This window comes from Actinoplanes sp. NPDC051475 (assembly GCF_040689425.1).
Lineage (GTDB): Bacteria > Actinomycetota > Actinomycetes > Mycobacteriales > Micromonosporaceae > Actinoplanes.
Window position 1 is genome coordinate 212,262 of sequence record NZ_JBFAZZ010000002.1, and the last position, 21,106, is coordinate 233,367.

Here is a 21,106-nt window from a genome sequence, read left to right on the forward strand (position 1 = left end):
TCCCGTCCTTGACCCGGCCGTCCTTTCTCCTCTTTCCTAGACCCGGCCGCCGCCGATGACGCTGACCGCAAGCCCGATCGGCTTGCGCTGCAGCACTTCCGCCATCGACAGCTCGCCGCGGCAGAACGCCTCGAACGCCCGCCAGCCCAGCGGGATCCGCATCGCCGTGTGCATCAGCCCCGGGTGGCGGGAGAACACGCTCAGCAGCCGGCGCCCCGCCGCCATCTCCGGGGCGAGCTGCGCCTCGACCAGCCGCTCGTACTCGGCGAGATCCTCCGGCGTGCGGGCGCGGGCGGCCACCTCTCCCGCCCAGGAACCCGAGCGCAGCGCGTAGCTGATGCCCTCCCTGGTCCAGGGCTCAAGAAGTCCCGCCGCATCGCCGACGACGAGCACCCGCCCGCGGCGCACCGGCGCATCCGCGCTGCGGCATCGGGTCAGATGTCCGGAGTCGCGGACCACCTTGCGGTCGGTGAGCCCGAGCTGCCGCACGAAGTCCGAGAGGTACTGCTTCGTCTCGGCGCCTTTGCCCTTGGCCATGATCACGCCGACGGTCAGCTCGTCATCCTTGGGGAAGACCCACCCGTACGAGCCGGGCACGGGACCCCAGTCGAGCAGCACCCGGCCGCGATAGGCGGCGCGGTCCTCCGGCGTGGCGGCGAGCTCGACCTCCAGCCCGAGGTCCTGCTGGTCGAACGTGACGCCGACGTACCGGGAGGTGACCGCGGCAGAGCCGTCCGCGCCGATCACCGTCCGCGCGCTGATCACCTCGCCGTCGGCCAGGGTCACCCGCGCCGCGTCGGCGTCCTGGTCGACCGCGCGGACCTGGGCGTTCTGGCGTACGTCCGCGCCGGCCGCGACGGCGGCCCCGTACCAGGCGAAGTCGAAGTCGTCACGCCGCACCATGGTGAGCAGCGGGCGATGCGGGCTCCGGCGGGTGAACGCGCGGCGCCCCCGATCGGTGAACGTGATCGCGTCCACCGTGTCCCGAGCGGGGACCGTGATCAGCGGCCCGGCGATCGCCAGCGAGGTGCCGATCAGGCCGCCGCCACAGGTCTTGTAGCGCGGGTGTTCCGCGCGTTCCAGCACGATCGTTCTGGCCCCGCCCGACGCCGCCGCATGGGCTGCCGCCAGGCCACCCGGACCCGCACCGACCACGGCCACGTCCCACTCCGCCACCACGACCGGAGTCTATCCACGCGCAGCTGTGTACACGGTCGTCAAGGCTCTGACGGCTGTGGCCGTCCTGCTAGCGGTCGCCATCGCCGCAGCCGGCGCAATCCGCCCCCTCCCGACCGCGGAGTAACCAGCGGAGCGCCCAGCAAAGCGACCCGCGAAGCCACCCAAGCGAAACGACCCGCGAAGCGACCATCAGACCGCCCCCCGACCCGCAGCCGGTCCCCGCGAAGCCGCCCCAGCAGCCCGATACAGATCGCGCGGTCAGGGCGCGTACCCAATCCATAGGTTTGGTCTATCAGTCGCCACCGACATTTTCGGGCGCGCGCAGCGGCCAGGGCGCCCATTGCACCGCCGCGGCGAAACCCTCCCGTCGGGCGTCGCGGGCGTCCCTGCTTTCCAGCGGAGCCTGCCGGGCCAGCCGCAGCCCGGACCCGATCAGGCGCGTCTCGCTCCACGAGCCGGTCACACCCCGGCGTACGCGTTCCCAGAGGCCGCCCTCGACGTGCGCGGCGGTCAGCGACCGGAGGTCGGCCACCAGCTCGGCCGCGTCCTCGGCACAGTCGTCGCAGCCACAGGTCGGCAGCGGCTCGGCGAACCAGCGTCCCAGCCGGAGCACGATCCCCGGAAAGTCCGTGAAGGTGATCGCCAGCGGCCCGGCGGCGGGGTGCCTCGGTACGAGCCGTACGGTGCGCACGATCTCGGCATCGGGATGCGGGCCGATGGCCTCTTTCACCTCGCGCCGGTCCACGACGTACCGTTCGGTCAGCTCGTCGAGGAGCCGTTCCGAAGCGTCGTGCAGCACCTGGAAGCGCCCGCGGTCACCGACCCGGACGGCCCGGTGCGGATCCGGCCGTCCCTTTCCGTCGCCCACCTGGGCAGTATGCCGCGCTCGGCCCGCGACGATGCCGGGTTCTCAGAAGCCGAAGTCGCCGGCTCCCACTCCTTCGACGAACGCCGTCCATTCGGCCTCGGTGAAACGGAGTGGTTCGGCAGCCGGATCCTTGCTGTCGCGGAGCCAGAACTCGTCACCCACCTTGGCGACCTCGACACAGGCTCCGGACGAGCACCGGCTAGAGCTGCGCCAGACGATCGACTTCTCCGTCCAGTTGGTCATGCTCGCTCCTCCGTGACGGTTTCCCGACCCACGGTACGCGACGCACGCTTCCTTCCTCCATGACGAAAAGATGAGTGAAGCGCAACTTAATCCGTCATCTCAGGACTTGTCGTGAAGGACGTGATTGGTCAAGGTCCCATCGACCGATGGAGCGTTGACGGCGGGGACAGACTCGTTGAGCTGCGTGCGACGGGTTGCCGCACGCAAGCCAGCACGGTCAGTTCGCGTCGAACTCGTTCGCCTTGACGCCTCGGACGAATGCGGACCACTCGTCGCGCGTGAAGGTGAGCGCCGGAACGGCAAGGTCTTTCGAGTCCCGGATCATGATTCGATCCGCGAACTGAGCGACCTCGACGCAGGCGCCGGTGCTGCAGCGGCTACTCCTGCGCCACTGACCAGTCTGCTGAGTAATGTTCACCGTCTGACCTTTCGCATGGACATAATCGTCTAATCGTTAACTCTTCACTCCCTTGGAAGTTGCTAGATCATCTCAGTTCGCGGACCCGCTTTCTGATAAAATCGACCGTTTCCTCCTCGTTTGTGGCCGCTTCCCAGAGCTTCCGGTAGCGCGCGAAGTGCCGCGTCGCCAGCGCCTTGTCCTCGATGACCTCGTCGGACGCGCCGGTCTCGCGATACATGACCGCGTTGATCTTGTCGCCCGTCTCCGTCGCCTCGTCCTCGTCGCCCAGGAAGAGGATGTCGAATCCGGCGTCGTAGGAGAGGCCGGTGTCCGCGGTGAAGGGGAACATGCGGATCGCCACCGACTGCTGCTCCTCGAGCCGGAGAACCTCCTCCAGCTGGTCCGCGAAGACCTGGGGACCCCCGACCGCCCGCCAGAAAACGGACTCGTCCAGAACGACGGTCATCCGCAAGGGATGACTTCGCTCGAGCACCGCCTCGCGACGCAACCTGCGCGCTTCGAGGCGGTAATGGCGTTGGGTGTCGGTGAGATCGTCGCGCCACATCTGAATGAGAGCGCTCGAATATGACGGAATTTGCAGAAGCGCCGGAATGTGGAACACCGAGTAGGTGTAAACCGACGTCGCCTCGGTCTCATATTCGATGAGCCGGCGGAGTCCGTCGGTGAGGTGCTCGCGGAACTCAGGCTTCTGGTACCAGGCCTGGCGTTGCCGCGTACGCGCGATCTTCGCGGTGGCGAGGAGATCGGCGACCTGCGCACGGTCCTTGACGTTGAGGTAGTTGAGCAGCGGTCGCAGGTCGTTGGGCGCGATGGTGACGTCGCCGTTCTCGATCCGGATGACCTTGCTCAGGCTCCATTCCATCTGTTCCGCGACGTCCAGCTGGGTATACCCGGCGGCCTCGCGTGCCTCGCGCAGCACGAGGCGCACGCGTCTGCGTGCGACCGTAGGCGAGTCACCCTCAGCCATGAGTCCTTCAACGTCGAAGTCGGTGGTGCTGGAGTTGGATCAATTCATGCTCAAGCAGCTACCTCGCTGGTTGCCAGAAGGCAGCCAGCGAGGTCGCGCGTCAGCCTACTCACTGTCCTATCAGAACAGGAAAGGCCGAACGGAAGGTTCACCGAAAAGAAACAAGTCACACAACCGAAACTCTCGGTGATCTTCCTAGGCTGTCGCGAGGCGAGGCACCTCCCGGATCGGACGGGAATCCTCGATGGCCCGCATGAGGGCGCGGGCCACCTGGTTGAACATCTGCTGGTCGGTGGAGGAGTACAGGGTTGTCTCGGCACCCCGGTACGTAGCCCGCACGTGCCACCACCGGTCGTTGCGGCGTCTCGCCGACACCATCACCAAAGCGATGACGACTGCCACGCCGGCCATGCCGTAGCCGGCAGCCGGGCCGATCAGCGACCAGCTCGCCGCCGTCAGGGTCACCAGCCCGGCCCCGGTGACGAGCAGCCCACCCAGGCGGTCCGGGGCGGAGGCGCCCTGCACCCGCACTACGTTGCGAAGGTCACGAACGGCGAAGACGACCTCCGCCGAGGAAGTGCGGCGGATGAAGTGCTGGTCGGTCACGCTTGCGTCGGGGCCACGGTAGTAGGTACGCATTGCGAACTCCCTTCCATGCTCCTCAGCGAGAGGGAAAGGGCGTCAGGGAGAGAATTCCCGTCTCGCTCGAACGGGCCGGAGAATGCTCGAGAGGCAAGAACGGCACCCGGTTGCCGCCGGGTGCCGTGATGTCGTCTCCCCTCGATCTGTCCGCCCTGACTGCCTGCCACGAGTACAGCATGGCCACTACCCTGATCGCTACCTTTCAATGTGCCACCTCGCAGATTGCGAACAAGCACTCTCAGGCGGCCGCGGCGTCGTCCCAGGAAGAAGGCGGCCTGGCGTCCTCGATGGCGCGCCGCAACGCACGGCTGACCTGGTTGAACACCCGCGCGTCGACCGACCCGTACAGATCGACCGACTGACCCCGGTAGATCGCCTGGAGCAGCCACGTCCTCGTCCGGCCCCGCCGCACCAGAGCGGCCGCCGCCACCCCGAAGCCGGCCAGTCCCAGGACGCCGATCGCGTACAGGGGCGACACCTTCCACAGCGGCCAGGCCGCCACCAGGGCAGCCGCGAGGCCAGCCAGGGGCAGGGCGATCGGCAGACCCGGGCTATCGACGCTGGTGATTCCGACATTGCGCAGGTCGCGCACCAGAAAGGTCTTGCTCGCGGTGGGCGTACGGTAGATGAAATAGTCGCTGGTCACCGTCGCGTCGGGCCCACGGTAATAGATGCGCATGACGAACTCCCCCCTCCGACTCCTTGCGAGGAGAGGGAAGGCGAGCCACCATTGGCGCAGAGAGAATTCCCCGCCTCGCTCGTGTGCCGCAGAGCTTGAGAGGCAACAACGGCACCCGGTTGCCGCCGGGTGCCGTTGCCCGTTTCGCCTCGGCTCCGCTCGTCTTGCCTGACCTCAGTACAGCACGCCACCCGGCTCTCCGCCACACATCAACCTGCCATATCGCAGATTGCGTACGAGCCAAGTACGCCCCCACCCGCCGAGCGGCTAGGCGTTTTGTCCGCTACAGAACCGTCTCCAGCCGCGAGGATGAGACGTGGATCCGCGGAACACCGTGGTGGTCAACCGCCCCATCGATGCGTTTCACCGGCACGACCACCGGGTAGGCCAACCCGGGAACCGGACAAAAAGCAGCTCGAGGAGGGTGATGGCCCGCATGGAGAGCCGACTCAAGATCGCCGGTCAGGCGATCCAGCCCGTCCTGGTGATGTTCCCGCTGGGGCTCTTCGCGATGGCCGTCCTCTTCGACATCGGCGACCTGCTCGGCGGTCCCCACATCCTCGGCGCCCTCGCGTACTGGAACATCCTCGCCGGCCTGATCGGCGGCATCCTGGCCGCCCTGGCCGGGGCGATCGACCTGATGTTCGTCCGCAACGGCACGCCGGCGAAGCGCATCGGCGTCCTCCAGGGCCTGACCAACATGGGCGTACTGATCCTCTTCGCGGTCATCCTCATGCTGCGCATGCGTACCCCCGACCGAGTAGCAGGAGGCGGCCTCCTCGCCGTCGAATTCCTGGCCCTCGCCGGCGCGGTCTTCGGCGCCTGGTACGGCGGCGAAATCGTCAACCGCCGAGCCACCACGTTTGCCCGCGCCGAGGCCGGGAACCGCACTTACTGATCGCAAGAACAACGCCGAGAGAGAAAGGAAGCCGACCATGCCCACCTCCATCAAAGGCAAGCGCGTCGCTTTCCTCGCGACCGACGGCGTGGAAGAAGTCGAGTACACGCAGCCCCGCAAGGCCGTCGAAGAGGCGGGCGGCAAGGCCGACCTCGTCTCCATCAAGAGCGGCGAGATCCAAGCCGTGAACCACATGGACAAGGCGGGCACGTACCCGGTCGACAAGCAGGTGAAAGACGCCAACGCCGACCAGTATGACGCCCTGGTCCTGCCGGGCGGCGTGGCCAACCCCGACTTCCTCCGCACCGACCCCGACGCGGTCCGCTTCGTCCGCGACTTCTTCACGGCAGGCAAACCGGTGGCGGCCATCTGCCACGGACCCTGGACCCTTGTGGAGGCCGGGGTCGTCGACGGCCGCACCCTGACCAGCTGGCCCAGCCTTCGCACCGACCTCGCGAACGCCGGGGCGACCTGGGTCGACGAAGAGGTCTATGTCGACCAGGGGCTGGTCACCAGCCGTAAGCCGGACGACCTACCGGCCTTCTGCAACAAACTCCTCGAGGAAATCGCCGAGGGCGCCCACGAGAGGCAACACGCATAAAGATCCGACGGTACGGATGCAGCAATGCGAAGTGGCGCACGGACGAGGGTCCGTGCGCCACTTGCCGCTATATCGTGTGAACGCGCAAAAGCGTCTGCACCTGCGACCGCAGGTCGGCCCGCGATTGTTCATCGTCACCGGACTCGTCCGCCCAAGCGGCGATCGCCAGAGCCTCCGGAATGGTGAGCCCGAATTCATCGCGCAGCAACCCGGCCGTCCGAGTCACCCGACCGCGTTGGCCATGGGTCTGCAAGGCGAGGGCGAGCTCCACGACGTCGCCGTCCGTGGCGGCAGCACGCAGGACCGACCGCAACATTTCCGATTCGCTCACTGCGGCCTCCCGAAGATGAGCTTCACCGGCGACACCCCAGAGTACCGCCGGGACGACCAAGAGGACGGGCCTGCGGGCACAGGCGCGAAAACATGACGCTCCCCTGAGGACGGTTGTCGGCACATTCGCCGCGACGGATCCGCCGCCCCGCGGGCCGGCCGTCAGGAGGCGCCTCGGGCCCGGATGGCCTGAGCCATCATGGCAACCGCCTCACGCGCAGTGCCCTCGAACTCACGCACAGGGAGCTCCAAGTCGTCCTCTCCACCGCCCGGCCCAAATTTCGCGAACCACTCAGGCCGAATCAAAAATATGGTGATCAGCACGTCCTCGTTGTCTTCGTTCTCGGACAAAACGAAGCGATGGTTCAGCCGAGGAAAGCATCGCCTCAGGACCGGTTCCTCGGAAGCCAGGGTCACCAGCTCGCGATAACCGTGGAAGTCGTCGCCCTCGACATCCCGGAGAACGGCCCGCCACTGATACTCGACGGCTTCTCCTCGCTCATAGGCCAGCTCGATATCGTGGTACTGGACGAAAGGATGCGCGGCGGACAGTCGGCTCAAGCCCACTCCTTCCACCCACAAGCGCGCCGCATCCGCGACAGAAGGAATCTCTGCCGTCATGCCGTGTGCTTGTTTCCGGCCTTTCCACCAGAAGGTGCAGCGATATCCGCCGGCCTTGCTCGAGTAGGCTGCCACGACCCTGTTCTCATGGGTCAACTTCGCCGTCGAATCGTCTTGCCCGGGCTGATCCGCCACGAAGCGGTACGGCGAATCCGCACCCAGTTCCGCGTTCAGCACAGAAGCGAGATCCAGGTCTGCCATACCTAGCGCACCCCCGGTGGCAAAGACTCAACGCGGCCATGTCGGACGTGACGTCCTTGCCATCGACCAACCAGCGTATCCGCCCTCTGTCCGGGATGGCGGCGCAGTGTGTGCGCTGTTACACGACCGCTTCGTTACAGCTTGCTCGGGAGTCTGCGCACACTGCCATTGGCTGCGGTCCAGCTCGTCGCCGGCCGCCTCGGGGCTGGTGCCACAGCCGACACCCGCCACGGCTGTATGCCTGAGCTCTCCTCGGCATTCCTGCATGTCAGCTGAAACGCGTCCTATGGGAGCTCACGAGTGCCTTCACGCAAATCCGCAGTCGGTCTGCTGGCCGCCGGCCTCGTCACGCGCCGGACAGCTCGAGCATCCTCGACAGCTCGGCGCAGATCCGGCGCACAAAGAAGACCCAACCGGTCGGCAACTTCCACCCCGGGCCGCATAGGAGCGCACACCGTGCAGCCGGGCCGCTTGGTCCGGCGCTGCGGGCGACACCGAACCTGATCGCCCGCACGCGTTTCTGGGGGTTTCGTGGAGCGATTTAAAACCGGAAGAGGCCCTGACCAGCATCTGAGCTGGTCAGGGCCTCTTTTCTTGGAGCCGCCTGACGGAATCGAACCGTCGACCTACGCTTACCGAACGTCACGGTCTCTGGCTTGTCACTGGTTGGCAAAAGCGATCGTTGACCTGCGCAGACGCGATCGTCGACTGATTAGCACTTGTCCCTGGCAGTCCACACTTTGCAGGGGTTTTCGGGGGGTGTCCCTATGGGTTTCGTCAAGCGGCGAGGGCGTGTTCTGTCGGTCGGGTTTGGTAGGGCGTCTGATCTCGGAGCATGGCGAACAGGACATCGCAGCGGCGTCGGGCGAGGCAGATGAGGGCAGCGTTGTGGCGTTTGCCTTGGGCTCGGTTGGGTCGGCCCGAGACGCGGTGCCGGTCTCTCGACCGGTCCGTTTCCTCGGGCCGCCCGCCGAACCCGGCGTGCTATGGGGTACCCGTTGGTGGGCATGCGGCGTATGCCGGCGGCGATCGCCACCGTGCCGGTGACGACGCCGAGCACTACACCGGCCAGGGGCGCCCAGACGATCGTCGCCAGGCGGTACAAGCATGCTGGGAGTGCGGCCGGACCCCTCGGGCCCGGCCGCACTCCCAGCCTGACCAAGATAGGGGCCAGACAACATGTCGCGATCCCGAAACCTTGCCATGTCACTGGCTCTGGTCGGCAGCCTGGTCAGCGCCTGCGGCCACACAAACGACCGAAGCCCTGCACAGAAGTGCACCGACCGCCAGCTCTCCATGCTGTCCCAACTGAAGGAGTTGGCGGTCCTCGACCAGCACCCGACCACCTCCATCAGCAATAATAGAGTCGCCGTCTGCGCCGACGACGGCCGCGACGTTCAGGTAAGCAACGAATACCAGACTCTATTGCCCCCGGCGGACATTCATACGTTCTATACCGACGTCGCGCATACTGACGGGTGGCACGCCCTGCGAGTGAATGATCCACCCATCAATGACCCAAATCCTCAGGACTCCGGGCAGGACATACTCTGCGCTACCCGCGACATCGACGGGACTCCCGTGTACCTCGAAGTGTGGTACCCCGACGCCGACTCCGACCTGATCACAAACGGAGACCCAGGAAAGGTCTACTTCGTCGACGCATCGCTGGAGAGCAGAAATGACGATACCTGCTTGACCGAATAAGATCACACGATTGACATTGCCATTGCCATTCTCCCAAATCCAGCAGCTATTTGGGACCGCCAGGGAAACCCCGCCGAACTACTGGCAAGGATTCACTGGGATGCATTGACGCTTCACTCAAATGCCGCGATCCGCGCGCCGACCCGCCTCTACCGATAACTAGCGTAAACAGCGGAAGAGAGGCGGCCGAGGCGGGATCCAGAGCGCCAGGCTTCCCGCCTATGTACGTCTGGCGTACCTGGCTTTGCACCGGAACCGGAACTGGAACTCGTACGCCGACGCGAGCGGCCGTACCGAAGTTGGGTCTGCTGCACCGATAGGTGACAGGTTCAGTCACGCGGCCTGACTGGCCGGTGGGGTCATGATGGTCTCGTAGTCGATAGGGGTCAATCGGGACAGGGACCGCTGCCGTCTGCGGCGGTGGTAGGTCCGTTCGATCCAGGTCACGATCGCGGTCCTCAGCTGCTGCTGATTCGGCCAGTTGCGGCGGTCGAGGACGTTGTTCTGCAGCAGGCCGAAGAACGATTCCATGGCGGCGTTGTCGCCGGCTGCGCCGACTCTGCCCATCGATCCGATCACGTGGTGCTGGTGGAGCGCGCGGACGAACTTTCGGCTGCGAAATTGCGACCCGCGGTCGGTGTGCAGCACGCAGCCGGCCGATGTCTACCCCGATCGGTGCCTCGACGTGAGGATGTTCGGGTCACGAGCGGACCGCGGGTGAAATGCTGATAGGCGACAGAAGCGAACCGCCACTACACCTATTGGAGCCTTCGCCGGTCATGTCACGATGGTCCCTGGCACCGCCCGGCCCTTGCGAGCGCCCTTGAAGTTAGTCGACCTGACCGAGAGGCCCGACCGATGTCGGAGCGCAGCACACAGGACGGGCCGAGCACTGAGCGTCGACAGGCTCCCGGCCGGAGCGACGACCGGGGCCCGCAGGTGCCGGCCATCACCTTGCCCAAGGGCGGCGGCGCGGTTCGCGGCACTGGCGAGAAGTTCGCCGCCAACCCGGTCAACGGCACGGGAACGATGTCCGTCCCGATCGCCACCAGCCCAGGACGTCCGACTTCGGTCCCCGGCTCGAGCTGTCGTACGACTCCGGCTCCGGCAACGGCCCGTTCGGGTACGGCTGGACGCTGTCGACGCCCGCGATCACCCGCAAGACCGACCTTGGCTTGCCGCGCTACCACGACGGTGACGAGTCCGATGTGTTCCTGCTCTCCGGGGCCGAGGAACGGCTACTTCCTCAACGTCCGGAAGGACTAGGAGATGGACACCGCCGGCTCCCGTCACTCAGACGAAGATGAAGGTAGGAAACGCGATGGACCTCCAGGGCCGTGAGATCGCTACGTTCATCGTCCGGGGGCGGGTCCAGCACGCCGGTGGCCGGCCCCCGCTCGGGGCCACGGTGTTCGCGTTCGACCGGGATCTGCGCCGCGAGGAACCCCTCGGCGACACCAGGCCCGACGCCGGCGGCCGGTACGAGATCACGTACACCCGGGACCGGTTCGCCCGCGCCGAGAAGGAGAACGCCGACCTGGTCCTGCGCGTCGTCGGCCCCGACGGCCGGGAGCTGGCCGTGTCCGAGGCCTTGTTCAACGCGCCCGAGGAGGTCGACCTCGATATCACCGTCCCGGCAGGTACCTGGGAGCTGTCCAGCCTGTTCGAAACCCTGGGCATGGCGCTGGAACCGTTGCTCGTCGAGGTCGCTCTGGCCGATCTGGAGGAGGACGCGGAGCATGAGGACCTGAGCTTCCTGGCCGGCGAGACCGGTTTCGCGCCCGACCTGCTGGCCCGGTTCGTGCTGTCGCACCGCATACCGGGCGACGGCCTGCCTCCGGAGTTCTGGTTCGCGGTCCTCGGCGGCGGCGCGGTGGCGGCCTCCGCCGCTCGTAGCTTGCGCGACCAACTGCCCTCGCTGGTGACGGCCGCTACCGGACTGGATGCCGCAGCGGTGTTGAAGGCGTTGACCAGCGCCTTCACCCTCAGCGAGATCGCGGCGCATCTGCGCGACCGAGTTCCCGAGTGGATGGCTGCCTTGCGCCGACTGGCGGCGCTGACCATCCTGACCGATGGGCCGGCGCCGAGCTTCGTCAAGGCCGCGCTGGCCGACGCGGGGGTCGATGCCGACGACAAGCAGGAGCAGTTCGCGGCCCTGCTCGGCGAACACCGGGCGATCACGCCCCAGATGGCGCGGAACCTCAGAAAGGCCGGGTTCACCGGCCGCGAGACGGCCGACCTGCAGACCTCGTTCCAGTTGGCGGAGATGACCAAGGGCGACTTCTCGAGTGTCCGCGTCATCAAGGAGGCGTTCGAGGTCAGGACGCCCGACCGGATCCGCGCCCTGGCCGGTGTCGCCGAGGCCGACTGGGTCAAGCTGGTGGCCGAGCGGCATGCCGCCGGGGAGATCACCCTGCCGCTGCCCACCGGCGCGGTCGTGGACCAGGTCAAGTTCCCCGCCGCGGAGCTCTACGGTCGCGCTCTCGCCCGCCGCTTCGCCGACGGGTTCCCCACCGCCGCCTTCGCCGGCGACCTGGGCCGGGCCACCCGCAACGGCGGCGTCCCCGCTCTCGACCACGCCCCGCAGATCAGCCGGCTGCTGGATGAACGGCCGCAGTTCGATCTACTGACCACCACCGTGGACGAGTTCCTCGACGGGCCGGACGGGAAAGGCCTGGACGGCCACGACCCGGCCTTCCGGATGGAGCTCAAGGCGGTGCAGCGCCTGTTCAAGCTCGCGCCCGGCTTCGACGCCACCACCACGCTGCTGGCCGACCGGGTCCGCTCCGCGCAGCAGATCTACGCCATCGGTCAGGCCGAGTTCGTCGAGCGGTACGGCGCGCGCCCCGGGTTCACCGCCGAGACGGCCCGGGTGGCCTGGAATCGCGCCGCCGACACTCACGCCGCGGTCCTGACGATCGTGGGCGAGCTCACCTCGTTCGACCGCGGGGTCCCGAAGGCGCTCGGTGGCGGTAACCCCTCGGCGCTGTCGAGCTTCCCCAACTGGAACACCCTGTTCCAGACCGGCGACTTCTGCGAGTGCGACACCTGCCGGTCGGTGCTCGGCCCCGCCGCCTACCTCGCCGACCTGCTCAGGTTCCTCCGGGATCGCTGGGGGACGGCCGGAACGGCCAAGGAGGTGCTGTTCCGCCGCCGACCGGACCTCGGCTGGCTGGAGCTGAACTGCGCCAACGGATCGGTCCCGCTGCCCTACATCGATGTCGTGAACGAGGTGCTGGAAGCCGTCGTCGCTCCCGGCGCGACGGACCAGGAGCTGGTCGGCTTCACCACCGTCCCGGCCGACCCCGCCCACGCCACGCGGGCGGTCCTCACCGCTCTGGCCCAGGCCCGCCTCGATCCCGGCAACGCCCATCTCACCCGGGTGGTCACGGCCGTCGACGAGTGGGTGCTGCACGGCGACAAGGCGACCTACCGGCTTCGGAAGAAGGGCACGCCGAGCTTCGTCGCCGAGCCGCTGCTCAACACAAAGGCCACCGCCGACGAGGTGCGTGCTTTTCCGCAGTACGTCAACGCCGGGGCCTACCGCAAACTGCGGCAGATGACCTACCCGTACGCGCTGCCCTTCGACCTGTTCGCCGAGGAGGTGCGGGCCGCCTTCCAGAAGAGCAACCTGCGGCGCTGGGAGGTCATGCAGACTCTCGGAACGGCCGACGGCGACGTCGCAGCCGAGTATTTCGGGATCAGCAGCGACCCGGCCGCGGCGATGGACGAGAAGCGTCTGATCCTGCTGGCCGACCCCTCCGACGCCGGCCAGCAGGTGCTCTGGGGCCAGACCGGCGGCGGCTGGCTCAACGCGGTGGGGAACGTCGCGGCGTTCCTGCGCAAGACCGACCTCGAATACAACGACATGCTCGCGCTGCTGGATCTCCCCTGGATCAACCCGCAGGGCGACATCGCCGTCGAGTACCTCCAGCCGTCCTGCGACATCGCCCAGCAGCGCCTCCGCGGCATCGACGCCGTCAAACTCGACCGCATCCACCGGTTCCTGCGGCTGTGGCGCAAACTCCCGGGCTGGCGGATGTGGGAACTTGACCTGGCCCTGACCAGTCCGGCTCTCGGCAAAGGGGGGCTGGATGAGGACTTTCTGATCAGTCTCTTCCTGCTCAGCGTCGCCCGGCGCCGGCTCGGGAGGGCCGCGACCGTCGAGCACGTGCTGGGCCTCTTCGGCGACCTGAACACCAGGACCCGGTTCACCGAGCCGTTCGAGCCGAGAGCGGACGCGCTGTACCAGAGCTTGTTCCTCAACCGCAGGCTGGCGCAGCCAGTCGACCCGGCCTTCCAGGTGCCGCTGCGGACCGGCGAGAAGATCGGCGGCCATCGCCCGGTGGTGCTTGCCGCGCTGGGCATCACCGAGGCCGACCTCGCCACCTTCCAGACCTGGAACCCAAGCGACGATGTCACCCTGGCGAGCCTGTCCTTCCTGTGGCGGCACGCCTGGCTGGCGAAAACGCTGAAGTGGACGGCTGAGGAGTGGCGCCGGTTCCTGCGCCTGTTCGCACCCGACCTCGAGAAGCTCTCCGGGCCCGCGGCGCTGCAGGACCTGCTGGACACGGTCGAGGTCGTCCGCGCCGCCGGCTTCACCGTCGACGAGCTGTGCTGGCTGCTCGGCGCGGACCGGACCGCCAAGGCGGCGACCAAGGAGGCCGACACCGCCGCCTTCCTGCGGGCTTTGCGCACGCAGCTACAGACCATCCGGGCCACCTACGATCAGGGCACGCCACCGACTGACATCGGCCAACTGGACGCCCTTCTCGTCCGGCTGCTGACGGAGCTCAAGCGCAGCGACACCGAGACTCGAAGCTTCCTGGCGACGCTGCGCGGACCGGTCATCCTGGAGTCCGCAGCCGCGGGCCTGCCGGCCGCATTCGCGTTCCCCGCCGCGGTGAGCATGCCCATCACCCACGATGCCGCCGCGAAGATCCTGCGCCTCACCGGGGTGATGACCGACGCCCAGCTCACGGGTCTGCTGGACGACACGGGTCCCGCCCTCACGGCGCTACGAGCCGCGAACCAGCCGGCCGTCGCCGCCCAGCTTCCGGCCGGGTTCGCCTTCCCCGCCGTCATCACCGTGCCCATCGTGTACGACGAGCCGAACGAGCGCCTGCTCTTCACCGGCCTGATGACCGACGAGCAACGAACGACACTCCTGACCGACCCTTCGCTCGCGGCCGTCACCGACGATCCCGTCTACGTCTCCGCCGTCCAGGCGCTGTTCCAGCAGTCGGCCGGGGTGCTCGCCACGTATCGCGGTGCCGTCGAAGACCTCCGCGCACAGTCGGTCGCCGCCCCGACGGTCTACGTCACCACCCAGGTCCAGGGCCCACCGGGCGGCACCCTGACGCTGCCCGCCACCCTGCCCACCCTCCCGATCACTTACGACGCCGCCTCCGGCACGTTCGGCTTCACCGGGCTGATGACGACCGCCGAGCAGACCGCCCTCAAGACGGCCGGCAACCCGGCGACCGTGATCGACGAGCTGTTCCGGCGCCCACGCCTGGCAGTGAAATTCTTCGACCCGGTGTTCACCGCGCCGCTGCACACGCTGCCGACCGGCATCGACTTCCCGACACTGCTCCCGTCCGATCTGGCGGCGCGGATCGCGTACGAGGAGGAGGAGCGTCTCCTGCGGTGCACCGGCGTGCTCAGCGCCGACCAGACGGCGCTGCTGCGAGGACTCTCCACCGACCCGTCCTACCGCACCGCGGTGGACAGCCTGAGCGCCCAGCCGACGACCATCGTCGCCCCCGATCGGCGCGTCTGGCTGACCGAGACCGACCTGGACCCGGCCGGCACGCTCGCCCAGCGACTGCGCGACGCGGCGGTCAAGGCGCTGCGCTACCTCTGCGACACCTCCGCGGCCGGAGCTGTCGTCGACGCCGCGAGCATCCAGCTCGGGCTCACCCCGGCAGTGACGCGACACCTGGGGACCGACTATTCACCGGCGCTGCTGCACCACCTGACCGGCGCGCTCGCCTCCAGCACCGGCGTCGTGGACCACGCAACCCTGCCGGACGTCTTCGACGCCTGGTATTGGGCCGACCGGGTTGCCACCATCTGGCGCAAGGGCAAGCTGACGCTGACCGAGCTGCGAAGCATCGGCAGCCTCGCCACCGCGGCCAACCTGCTCGACGTCGGCGCGCTGCCGCTGACGGAGGCGGCAGGCGTGGCCTCGCTGGACCGGTTCCTGCGACTCGTCCGGCTGCTCCGGCTCCGCGACACCCTGCCCGAGCCGCGGCTGACTCTCTTGGAACTGCTACTGCGGTTGAAGAACAACGAGTACGGCGCCGAGACCGACGTCACCGGCCTGCCCGCGGGATTCGCCTTCCCACCGGCACTGCCCGTCCGGTACGACGCAGCAAACCAGACACTCCGGCTGACCGGGGTGATGAGCACCGACCAGCGATCCACCCTGCTGACCGATCCCGGCCTGGCCGCCGTGACCGGCATCCCGTCCTACCGCCAGGCCATCGAGTCGCTGTACCACTCGGTGATCGAAGCCTTCACGGCCGACGTCGAGCTGGTGGCCGGCGACTGGACCGCTGAGGACGTCTCGGCGCTGATTCTGCAGCTCGAGCTGCGCTGGCCCGCCGACTACCTTCTGCCCGAATCCTGGGAGAGGTTGGCTGGGGCGCTCACCCTCGCCGGAAATCTCAACGCCGGCGCCGCCACGCTGGCGCATTTCGCCGCGCCGGCGATGGGCCCCGCGGAGGCCCGGTCCATCCAGGAGTTGCTGCGCTCGAAGCTCGGCACGGAGACGTGGCTGACGCTGTGCACGGAGATCCAGGACGCCCTGCGTGAACGCAAGCGAGATGCGCTGGCCGCCTACCTGCTCACCCAGCCCAAGCCCGCGGACGCGCCGACCGGCAAATGGGAGAACACCAACGACCTGTACGCCTACTACCTGCTTGACGTCGAGATGGGCGCCTGCCAGCTCACCAGCCGGATCGTGCAAGCGTCCGGCTCGGTGCAACTGTTCGTACAGCGTTGCTTCATGGGACTCGAGCCGACGATGCCGGTCAGCGAGGACGGTGACAGCGGCGACAGTGCGTGGCGCTGGTGGTCGTGGATGCGCAAGTACCGGGTATGGGAGGCGAACCGGAAGATCTTCCTCTGGCCGGAGAACTGGATCGAGCCGGAGCTACGGTTCGACCGATCTCCGTTCTTCCGCGACCTGGAGAACGAGCTGATCCAGAGCGAGATCAGCCAGGCAGGCGCGGAAACCGCTTTGGGCCACTACCTGGAGAAGCTGGACGGTGTCGCGCACCTCGAGATCGCCGGCTTCTACCAGGAGGACGACGACTTGGACACCGTCGTCCACGTCTTCGCCCGGACGCCCGGCGGCGAGCCCCACGTGTACTACTACCGGCGTTTCGACTATCGCCAATGGACACCGTGGGAGCGGGTCGACCTGGAGATCCAGGGCGACTACCTGATCCCGGCCGTGGTCGGCCGGCGTCTCTTCTTGTTCTGGCCGGTGTTCAAGGAGGTGCCCGACGAGACCGGCAACAGCAAGGTGACACTGCCGGCCGCTCCCGGCACCAACACCAGTCAATTCACGCCCGACAAAACCGCCAAGATCCTGCAGATGCAGATGGCGATGAGCGAGTACCGCGGCGGCCAGTGGACGCCGAAGCGGGTTTCCACGGGCTTCGCCGCGAGCCAGCCGTACAACATGGAGATCGTCAACCACTACTACAGGTTCTCCGCCGTCGATCGCACCGGGACGGACGGCCGCTTCTTCATCAGCTACGAGGGCAACAGCCACGGAAAGACGCCTTACACCGCGGCGGCGCGCCTGAAGGGCGAGGCGGAGATGGCCGGTTGCGGCGTCCCTGACTTCACCTTCACCCCCAAGTTCTACACACAAGCCCCGGTGGTTCCTATGACCTGGCCGGATGAGCTGTCCACCGGGCCGGATCCGGTGGACCTGCGGTGGCAGGAACTGCCGGCACGCAACGACGCGCCGGACAACGATCTCTCGCTCCTGAACTACAGCTTCCCCCTCGAGTACGGCGGCTTCCCGATCAGCACCCCGGTGCTGGGTGAGACGCCCGGGCTGTTCCAGCTCTCGCCGGGCTGGCACCAGTCGTACCTCAATCGGCTGACCGAGAAGACCGGCACCTGGTACCGGGACTCCGCGATCATCATCAACGGCTGGCTACCGTTCTTCTATCGCGACGGCGGGCGCAGCTTCTTCGTCCTCCCCACCACTCAGCGCGGAGCTCCGACCAACCAGCCGGAGGGCCAGTACTACCCCATGGTCAAGGCCGAGATGCGGTCCTGGGAGCGCTACTTCGCCACCCAGATCGACGGCTGGCTGGACGGGTTCCTGTTGATCCTGACGCCGGCCGAACGGACCAACCTGGCCGACTGGCTGGCGAGTCAGCTGCACGTGCCGGTGCCGGTGACGGACGACGAACTGAAGGCCGTCATCCGCACGGACCCGCAGCAGGCGGTGTACTTCTGGATGGTCGGCCTGGCGGATCAGTTCGTCGCCGGGTCACGGTTCCACTTCCGGTCCTTCTACCACCCGCTGGTCTGCGAGTTCGGCAAGCTACTCAACAATCCGCTGAAGGGCGTCCCGGCCCTGATGAGCCGCTCCACGCAACTGACCCAGACGGCGTTCCGATTCAACGACACGTACCAGCCGACGGCGTCGGTGGTGCTGTCCACGAATACCTCGTTCCACCCCCGCGAGGACGTCGACTTCAGCCCGGCCGGGGCGTACGCGCCCTACAACTGGGAACTCTTCTTCCACGTACCCCTGCTCATCGCCAACACGCTCAGCCGCAACCAGCGCTTCGAGGAGGCGAGGGACTGGTACCACTTCATCTTCAATCCCCTCGGCGTGGCGCCCCCGAGGCCCGGCGGCTCGGCGATGAGCAAGTACTGGATCACCAAGCCGTTCTTTGAAACCACCGACGCCCAGTACCTGCAGCAGCGCATCGACAGCCTGCTCCGACTACTCGCCGGCGACCCGAATGCACCCGGCTACCCGAACCTGGTCGGCGCCGTCATCCAAGCCGTCTACGACTGGCGGACCCATCCCTTCGAGCCGCACCGCATCGCCGCGTACCGCACCGTCGCCTACCAGAAGAACGTCGTTCTGAAGTACGTGGAGAACTTGATCGCGTGGGGTGACCAGCTCTTCCGCCAAGACACGATGGAGAGCCTCAACGAGGCGACCCAGCTCTACGTGATGGCGGCGGAAATCCTCGGGCCCAAACCCAAGACCGTGCCTCCGCCGGCCAGACCGGTCGACCAGACGTACAACGAATTGGAGCAGCGGTTCGACGACCTCGCCAACGAGTTGGTTCAGGTGGAGAACCTCGTTCCGCGCCTTGCCGGCAACGGCGGGTCCGGCGCCAACCAACCGCCGATGCCCATGCTCTACTTCTGCATCCCGACGAACGAGAAGATGCTCGAGCACTGGGACACGGTCGCCGACCGTCTCTACAAGATCCGTCACTGCCTGAACATCGAGGGTGTGGCACGGCAGCTCGCCCTCTTCGAACCGCCGATCAACCCGGCGGCGCTGGTCAAGGCAGTGGCCGGCGGGATCGATCTGAGCGCCGCGCTCGCCGATCTGAACGCCCCGCTGCCGCTCTACCGCTTCGCCGTGCTGCTGCAGAAGGCCAACGAAGTCTGCAACGACGTGAAATCGCTCGGCGCCGCTCTGCTCTCGGCCCTGGAGAAGAAGGACGCCGAGGCACTCGGGCTCCTCCGGCAGACGCAGGAGATCCGCACCCTGGAAGCGGTGAAGTCGCTTCGCGAGAAACAGATCGAGGAGGCCAAGGAGAACCTCGAGGGACTCAAGCGCTCCAAGACCGTGGTCGAGACCCGGCGCGACTACTACCGCGACATCGCGCGGCTGAACGCGCAGGAAAAGCTACACCTGGACAAGATGGCCTTGGCGAACCTGGAGGCGCAGATCGCCCAGGGCATCAAGCTGGGCGCATCGATCATCTCGTACCTACCGGCCATCGACCTGGGCGCCTCCGGCTTCGGAGGGTCCCCGATCGCGAAATTCAAGATCGGCGGCCTCGAGCTGGGCCAGGCCGCCAGCCTCGCCAGCGACGTGCTGAGCTTCCTGTCCCAGATCGCGAGCGGCGACGCCGCGATGGCCGCCGCCAAGGGTGGTTTCGACCGCCGCTGGGACGACTGGAAACTGCAGGAAAGCCTGGCAGGCAAAGAGCTGGACCAGCTCGACACCCAGATCGCAGCCGCCGAGATCCGGGTCACGCTGGCGCAGAAGGAACTGGACAACCACCTTCTGCAGATGGAGAACGCCAAGGCCACCGACGCGTTCATGCGCGGCAAATACACCAGCCAGGACCTGTATCAGTGGCAGACCGGCCAGATCTCCGCCGTCTACCTGCAGAGCTACAAGCTGGCGTACGACCTGGCCAAGCGGGCCGAGCGCGGCTACCGATTCGAACTCGGGGTCGCCGACAGCAGCTACATCAGCTTCGGCTACTGGGACAGCCTCAAGAAGGGCCTCCTCGCCGGCGAGCGGCTGCAGCTCGACCTGCGCCGACTGGAAACCGCGTACCTCGAGCAGAACCGGCGGGAGTTCGAGCTGACCAAGCACGTGTCACTGGCGATGCTCGACCCCCTCGCTCTCGTCCAGCTCCGCGAGACCGGGCGCTGCTTCTTCTCTGTGCCGGAGGAGGCGCTCGACCTCGACTATCCCGGACACTACTTCCGGCGCATCAAATCGGTCAGTGTATCCCTGCCGTCGGTCGTAGGCCCGTACACCACGGTGTCCTGCACCCTGCGCCTGGTGGGCAACAGCATTCGCATCAGCACAGCCAAAGGCGACGGCTACGCCCGCAACCGGGACGACCAAGGCCTCCCTGCCGACGACGACCGGTTCATCCAGAACAACATTCCGGTACGCGCCGTGGCCGCAAGCAGCGCCCAGAACGACAGTGGCGTCTTCGAACTGTCCTTCCGCGACGACCGCTACCTCCCCTTCGAGGGCGCCGGGGCGATCAGCCAGTGGTCACTGGAGCTGTTCAGCGACACCCCGTCCAACAATCCCGATCCGGCCAACCCCGACTTCGGGAAGCCGCTGCGGCAGTTCGACTACGGGACGATCACCGACGCCATCGTGCATCTTCGCTACACGGCACGCGAGGACGGCGGCCCGTTCAAGAACGACGCCATCGCCAATCTCCGCGCGTCCCTGGCGGAGGACGGCGCCACACCATCTCTGCGCTTGTTCGATGTACGCCACGAGTTCCCCACCGCCTGGCACCGCTTCCTACGCCCGGCGACACCGACCACCGGGAACCTTCTCGACCTGGAGATGCGGCCGGAACTCTTCCCCTGGCGGGACGGTGGAAAGACCCTGAAGATCCACACGATCTGGTTGCTTGCCCGCTCCGACGAACCTGGAAGCTACACGGCGACGTTGTCGCCCACGGGCTCGGACAACTTCGTCCTCACCCGCGTCAACCACTACGGCGGCCTGCACCTGGCCCGCAAGGACGTCTCGGCGCAGGCTGTGACCCTCTCACCCAACGATCCCCCAACAATCTGGAAGATCCGCATGACCCGCCCCGATGGTGGCGACCTGCGACCTCACGAGCTCACCGACTTGATGATCGTCTTGCGCTACGCATGGGAGTCCTGAATGTCGTCAGCCAAAGTCGCACCACAGCACGGTCCGCACCCTCGTTCTCCCACCCATAGGCAAGCCGGATCGCGGTAAGAACGACGTCGA

The 21,106-nt window shown here is 67.0% G+C and carries 13 protein-coding genes and 3 pseudogenes; 5 read left to right on the forward strand and 11 right to left on the reverse strand.

The annotated features are described in order from the left end of the window. Window positions 1–36: 36 nt before the first annotated feature. The 7 genes from AB0368_RS05515 to AB0368_RS05545 form a co-directional block, all read right to left on the reverse strand. On the reverse strand, window positions 37–1,176 hold the full coding sequence (locus tag AB0368_RS05515) for a geranylgeranyl reductase family protein (protein WP_366152911.1): 1,140 nt from the start codon (window positions 1,174–1,176) through the stop codon (window positions 37–39). Window positions 1,177–1,471: 295 nt separating this feature from the next. After that, on the reverse strand, window positions 1,472–2,047 hold the full coding sequence (locus AB0368_RS05520) for a DUF6226 family protein (RefSeq protein WP_366152576.1): 576 nt from the start codon (window positions 2,045–2,047) through the stop codon (window positions 1,472–1,474). 42 nt (window positions 2,048–2,089) lie between these two features. After that, window positions 2,090–2,290 (reverse strand): DUF397 domain-containing protein, encoded by a 201-nt coding sequence (locus AB0368_RS05525; protein ID WP_366152577.1) that lies wholly within the window; start codon window positions 2,288–2,290, stop codon window positions 2,090–2,092. A 217-nt stretch (window positions 2,291–2,507) separates the two neighbouring features. Continuing rightward, window positions 2,508–2,708, reverse strand: a complete 201-nt coding sequence (locus AB0368_RS05530) for a DUF397 domain-containing protein (RefSeq protein ID WP_366152578.1) — start codon at window positions 2,706–2,708, stop codon at window positions 2,508–2,510. A gap of 67 nt (window positions 2,709–2,775) precedes the next feature. Next, window positions 2,776–3,639 carry a helix-turn-helix transcriptional regulator gene (locus tag AB0368_RS05535; RefSeq protein WP_366152579.1) on the reverse strand — a complete coding sequence of 288 codons (864 nt, stop codon included), beginning with the start codon at window positions 3,637–3,639 and terminating at the stop codon, window positions 2,776–2,778. A 234-nt stretch (window positions 3,640–3,873) separates the two neighbouring features. Continuing rightward, a complete protein-coding gene (locus AB0368_RS05540) occupies window positions 3,874–4,317 on the reverse strand; it encodes a DUF6232 family protein (RefSeq protein ID WP_366152580.1) in 444 nt (147 codons plus the stop codon). A gap of 241 nt (window positions 4,318–4,558) precedes the next feature. Further along, entirely contained in the window at window positions 4,559–4,999 is a 441-nt protein-coding gene (locus tag AB0368_RS05545) for a DUF6232 family protein (RefSeq protein ID WP_366152581.1), read from the reverse strand. Between the two features lie 436 nt (window positions 5,000–5,435). Between AB0368_RS05545 and AB0368_RS05550 the strand changes: the two genes are divergently transcribed. Beyond that, window positions 5,436–5,897 (forward strand): DUF2231 domain-containing protein, encoded by a 462-nt coding sequence (locus AB0368_RS05550; protein ID WP_366152582.1) that lies wholly within the window; start codon window positions 5,436–5,438, stop codon window positions 5,895–5,897. A gap of 37 nt (window positions 5,898–5,934) precedes the next feature. Continuing rightward, window positions 5,935–6,498: a type 1 glutamine amidotransferase domain-containing protein gene (locus tag AB0368_RS05555; protein WP_366152583.1), complete on the forward strand. Its 564-nt coding sequence runs from the start codon at window positions 5,935–5,937 to the stop codon at window positions 6,496–6,498. 67 nt (window positions 6,499–6,565) lie between these two features. Here AB0368_RS05555 and AB0368_RS05560 read toward each other — a convergent pair whose 3' ends face one another. The 3 genes and pseudogenes from AB0368_RS05560 to AB0368_RS05570 all read right to left on the reverse strand — a co-directional run. Continuing rightward, complete coding sequence (locus AB0368_RS05560) at window positions 6,566–6,829, reverse strand: hypothetical protein (protein ID WP_366152584.1); 264 nt, start codon at window positions 6,827–6,829, stop codon at window positions 6,566–6,568. Between the two features lie 161 nt (window positions 6,830–6,990). Then, a complete protein-coding gene (locus AB0368_RS05565; RefSeq protein WP_366152585.1) occupies window positions 6,991–7,650 on the reverse strand; it encodes a DUF6193 family natural product biosynthesis protein in 660 nt (219 codons plus the stop codon). A 777-nt stretch (window positions 7,651–8,427) separates the two neighbouring features. Next, a pseudogene (locus tag AB0368_RS05570) lies at window positions 8,428–8,559 on the reverse strand (IS110 family transposase); the annotation flags it as partial. A 294-nt stretch (window positions 8,560–8,853) separates the two neighbouring features. Between AB0368_RS05570 and AB0368_RS05575 the strand changes: the two are divergent. Then, window positions 8,854–9,357 (forward strand): hypothetical protein, encoded by a 504-nt coding sequence (locus AB0368_RS05575; RefSeq protein ID WP_366152586.1) that lies wholly within the window; start codon window positions 8,854–8,856, stop codon window positions 9,355–9,357. A gap of 333 nt (window positions 9,358–9,690) precedes the next feature. Here AB0368_RS05575 and AB0368_RS05580 read toward each other — a convergent pair. Then, window positions 9,691–10,005: pseudogene (locus AB0368_RS05580) on the reverse strand (integrase core domain-containing protein); the annotation flags it as partial. Between the two features lie 422 nt (window positions 10,006–10,427). Between AB0368_RS05580 and AB0368_RS05585 the strand changes: the two are divergent. Both AB0368_RS05585 and AB0368_RS05590 read left to right on the forward strand, forming a co-directional pair. Next, window positions 10,428–10,664 (forward strand): annotated as a pseudogene (locus AB0368_RS05585) (SpvB/TcaC N-terminal domain-containing protein); the annotation flags it as partial. A 14-nt stretch (window positions 10,665–10,678) separates the two neighbouring features. Next, window positions 10,679–21,016, forward strand: coding sequence for a neuraminidase-like domain-containing protein (locus AB0368_RS05590; protein WP_366152587.1), 10,338 nt, complete (start codon window positions 10,679–10,681; stop codon window positions 21,014–21,016). Window positions 21,017–21,106 lie beyond the last annotated feature (90 nt).

Coding starts and splice junctions, on each gene's coding strand:
- AB0368_RS05590 (WP_366152587.1), top strand. CDS start 10,679: ATGGACCTCCAGGGCCGTGAGATCGCTACGTTCATCGTCCGGGGGCGG.
- AB0368_RS05550 (WP_366152582.1), top strand. CDS start 5,436: ATGGAGAGCCGACTCAAGATCGCCGGTCAGGCGATCCAGCCCGTCCTG.
- AB0368_RS05545 (WP_366152581.1), bottom strand. CDS start 4,999: ATGCGCATCTATTACCGTGGGCCCGACGCGACGGTGACCAGCGACTAT.
- AB0368_RS05565 (WP_366152585.1), bottom strand. CDS start 7,650: ATGGCAGACCTGGATCTCGCTTCTGTGCTGAACGCGGAACTGGGTGCG.
- AB0368_RS05575 (WP_366152586.1), top strand. CDS start 8,854: ATGTCACTGGCTCTGGTCGGCAGCCTGGTCAGCGCCTGCGGCCACACA.
- AB0368_RS05555 (WP_366152583.1), top strand. CDS start 5,935: ATGCCCACCTCCATCAAAGGCAAGCGCGTCGCTTTCCTCGCGACCGAC.
- AB0368_RS05540 (WP_366152580.1), bottom strand. CDS start 4,317: ATGCGTACCTACTACCGTGGCCCCGACGCAAGCGTGACCGACCAGCAC.
- AB0368_RS05525 (WP_366152577.1), bottom strand. CDS start 2,290: ATGACCAACTGGACGGAGAAGTCGATCGTCTGGCGCAGCTCTAGCCGG.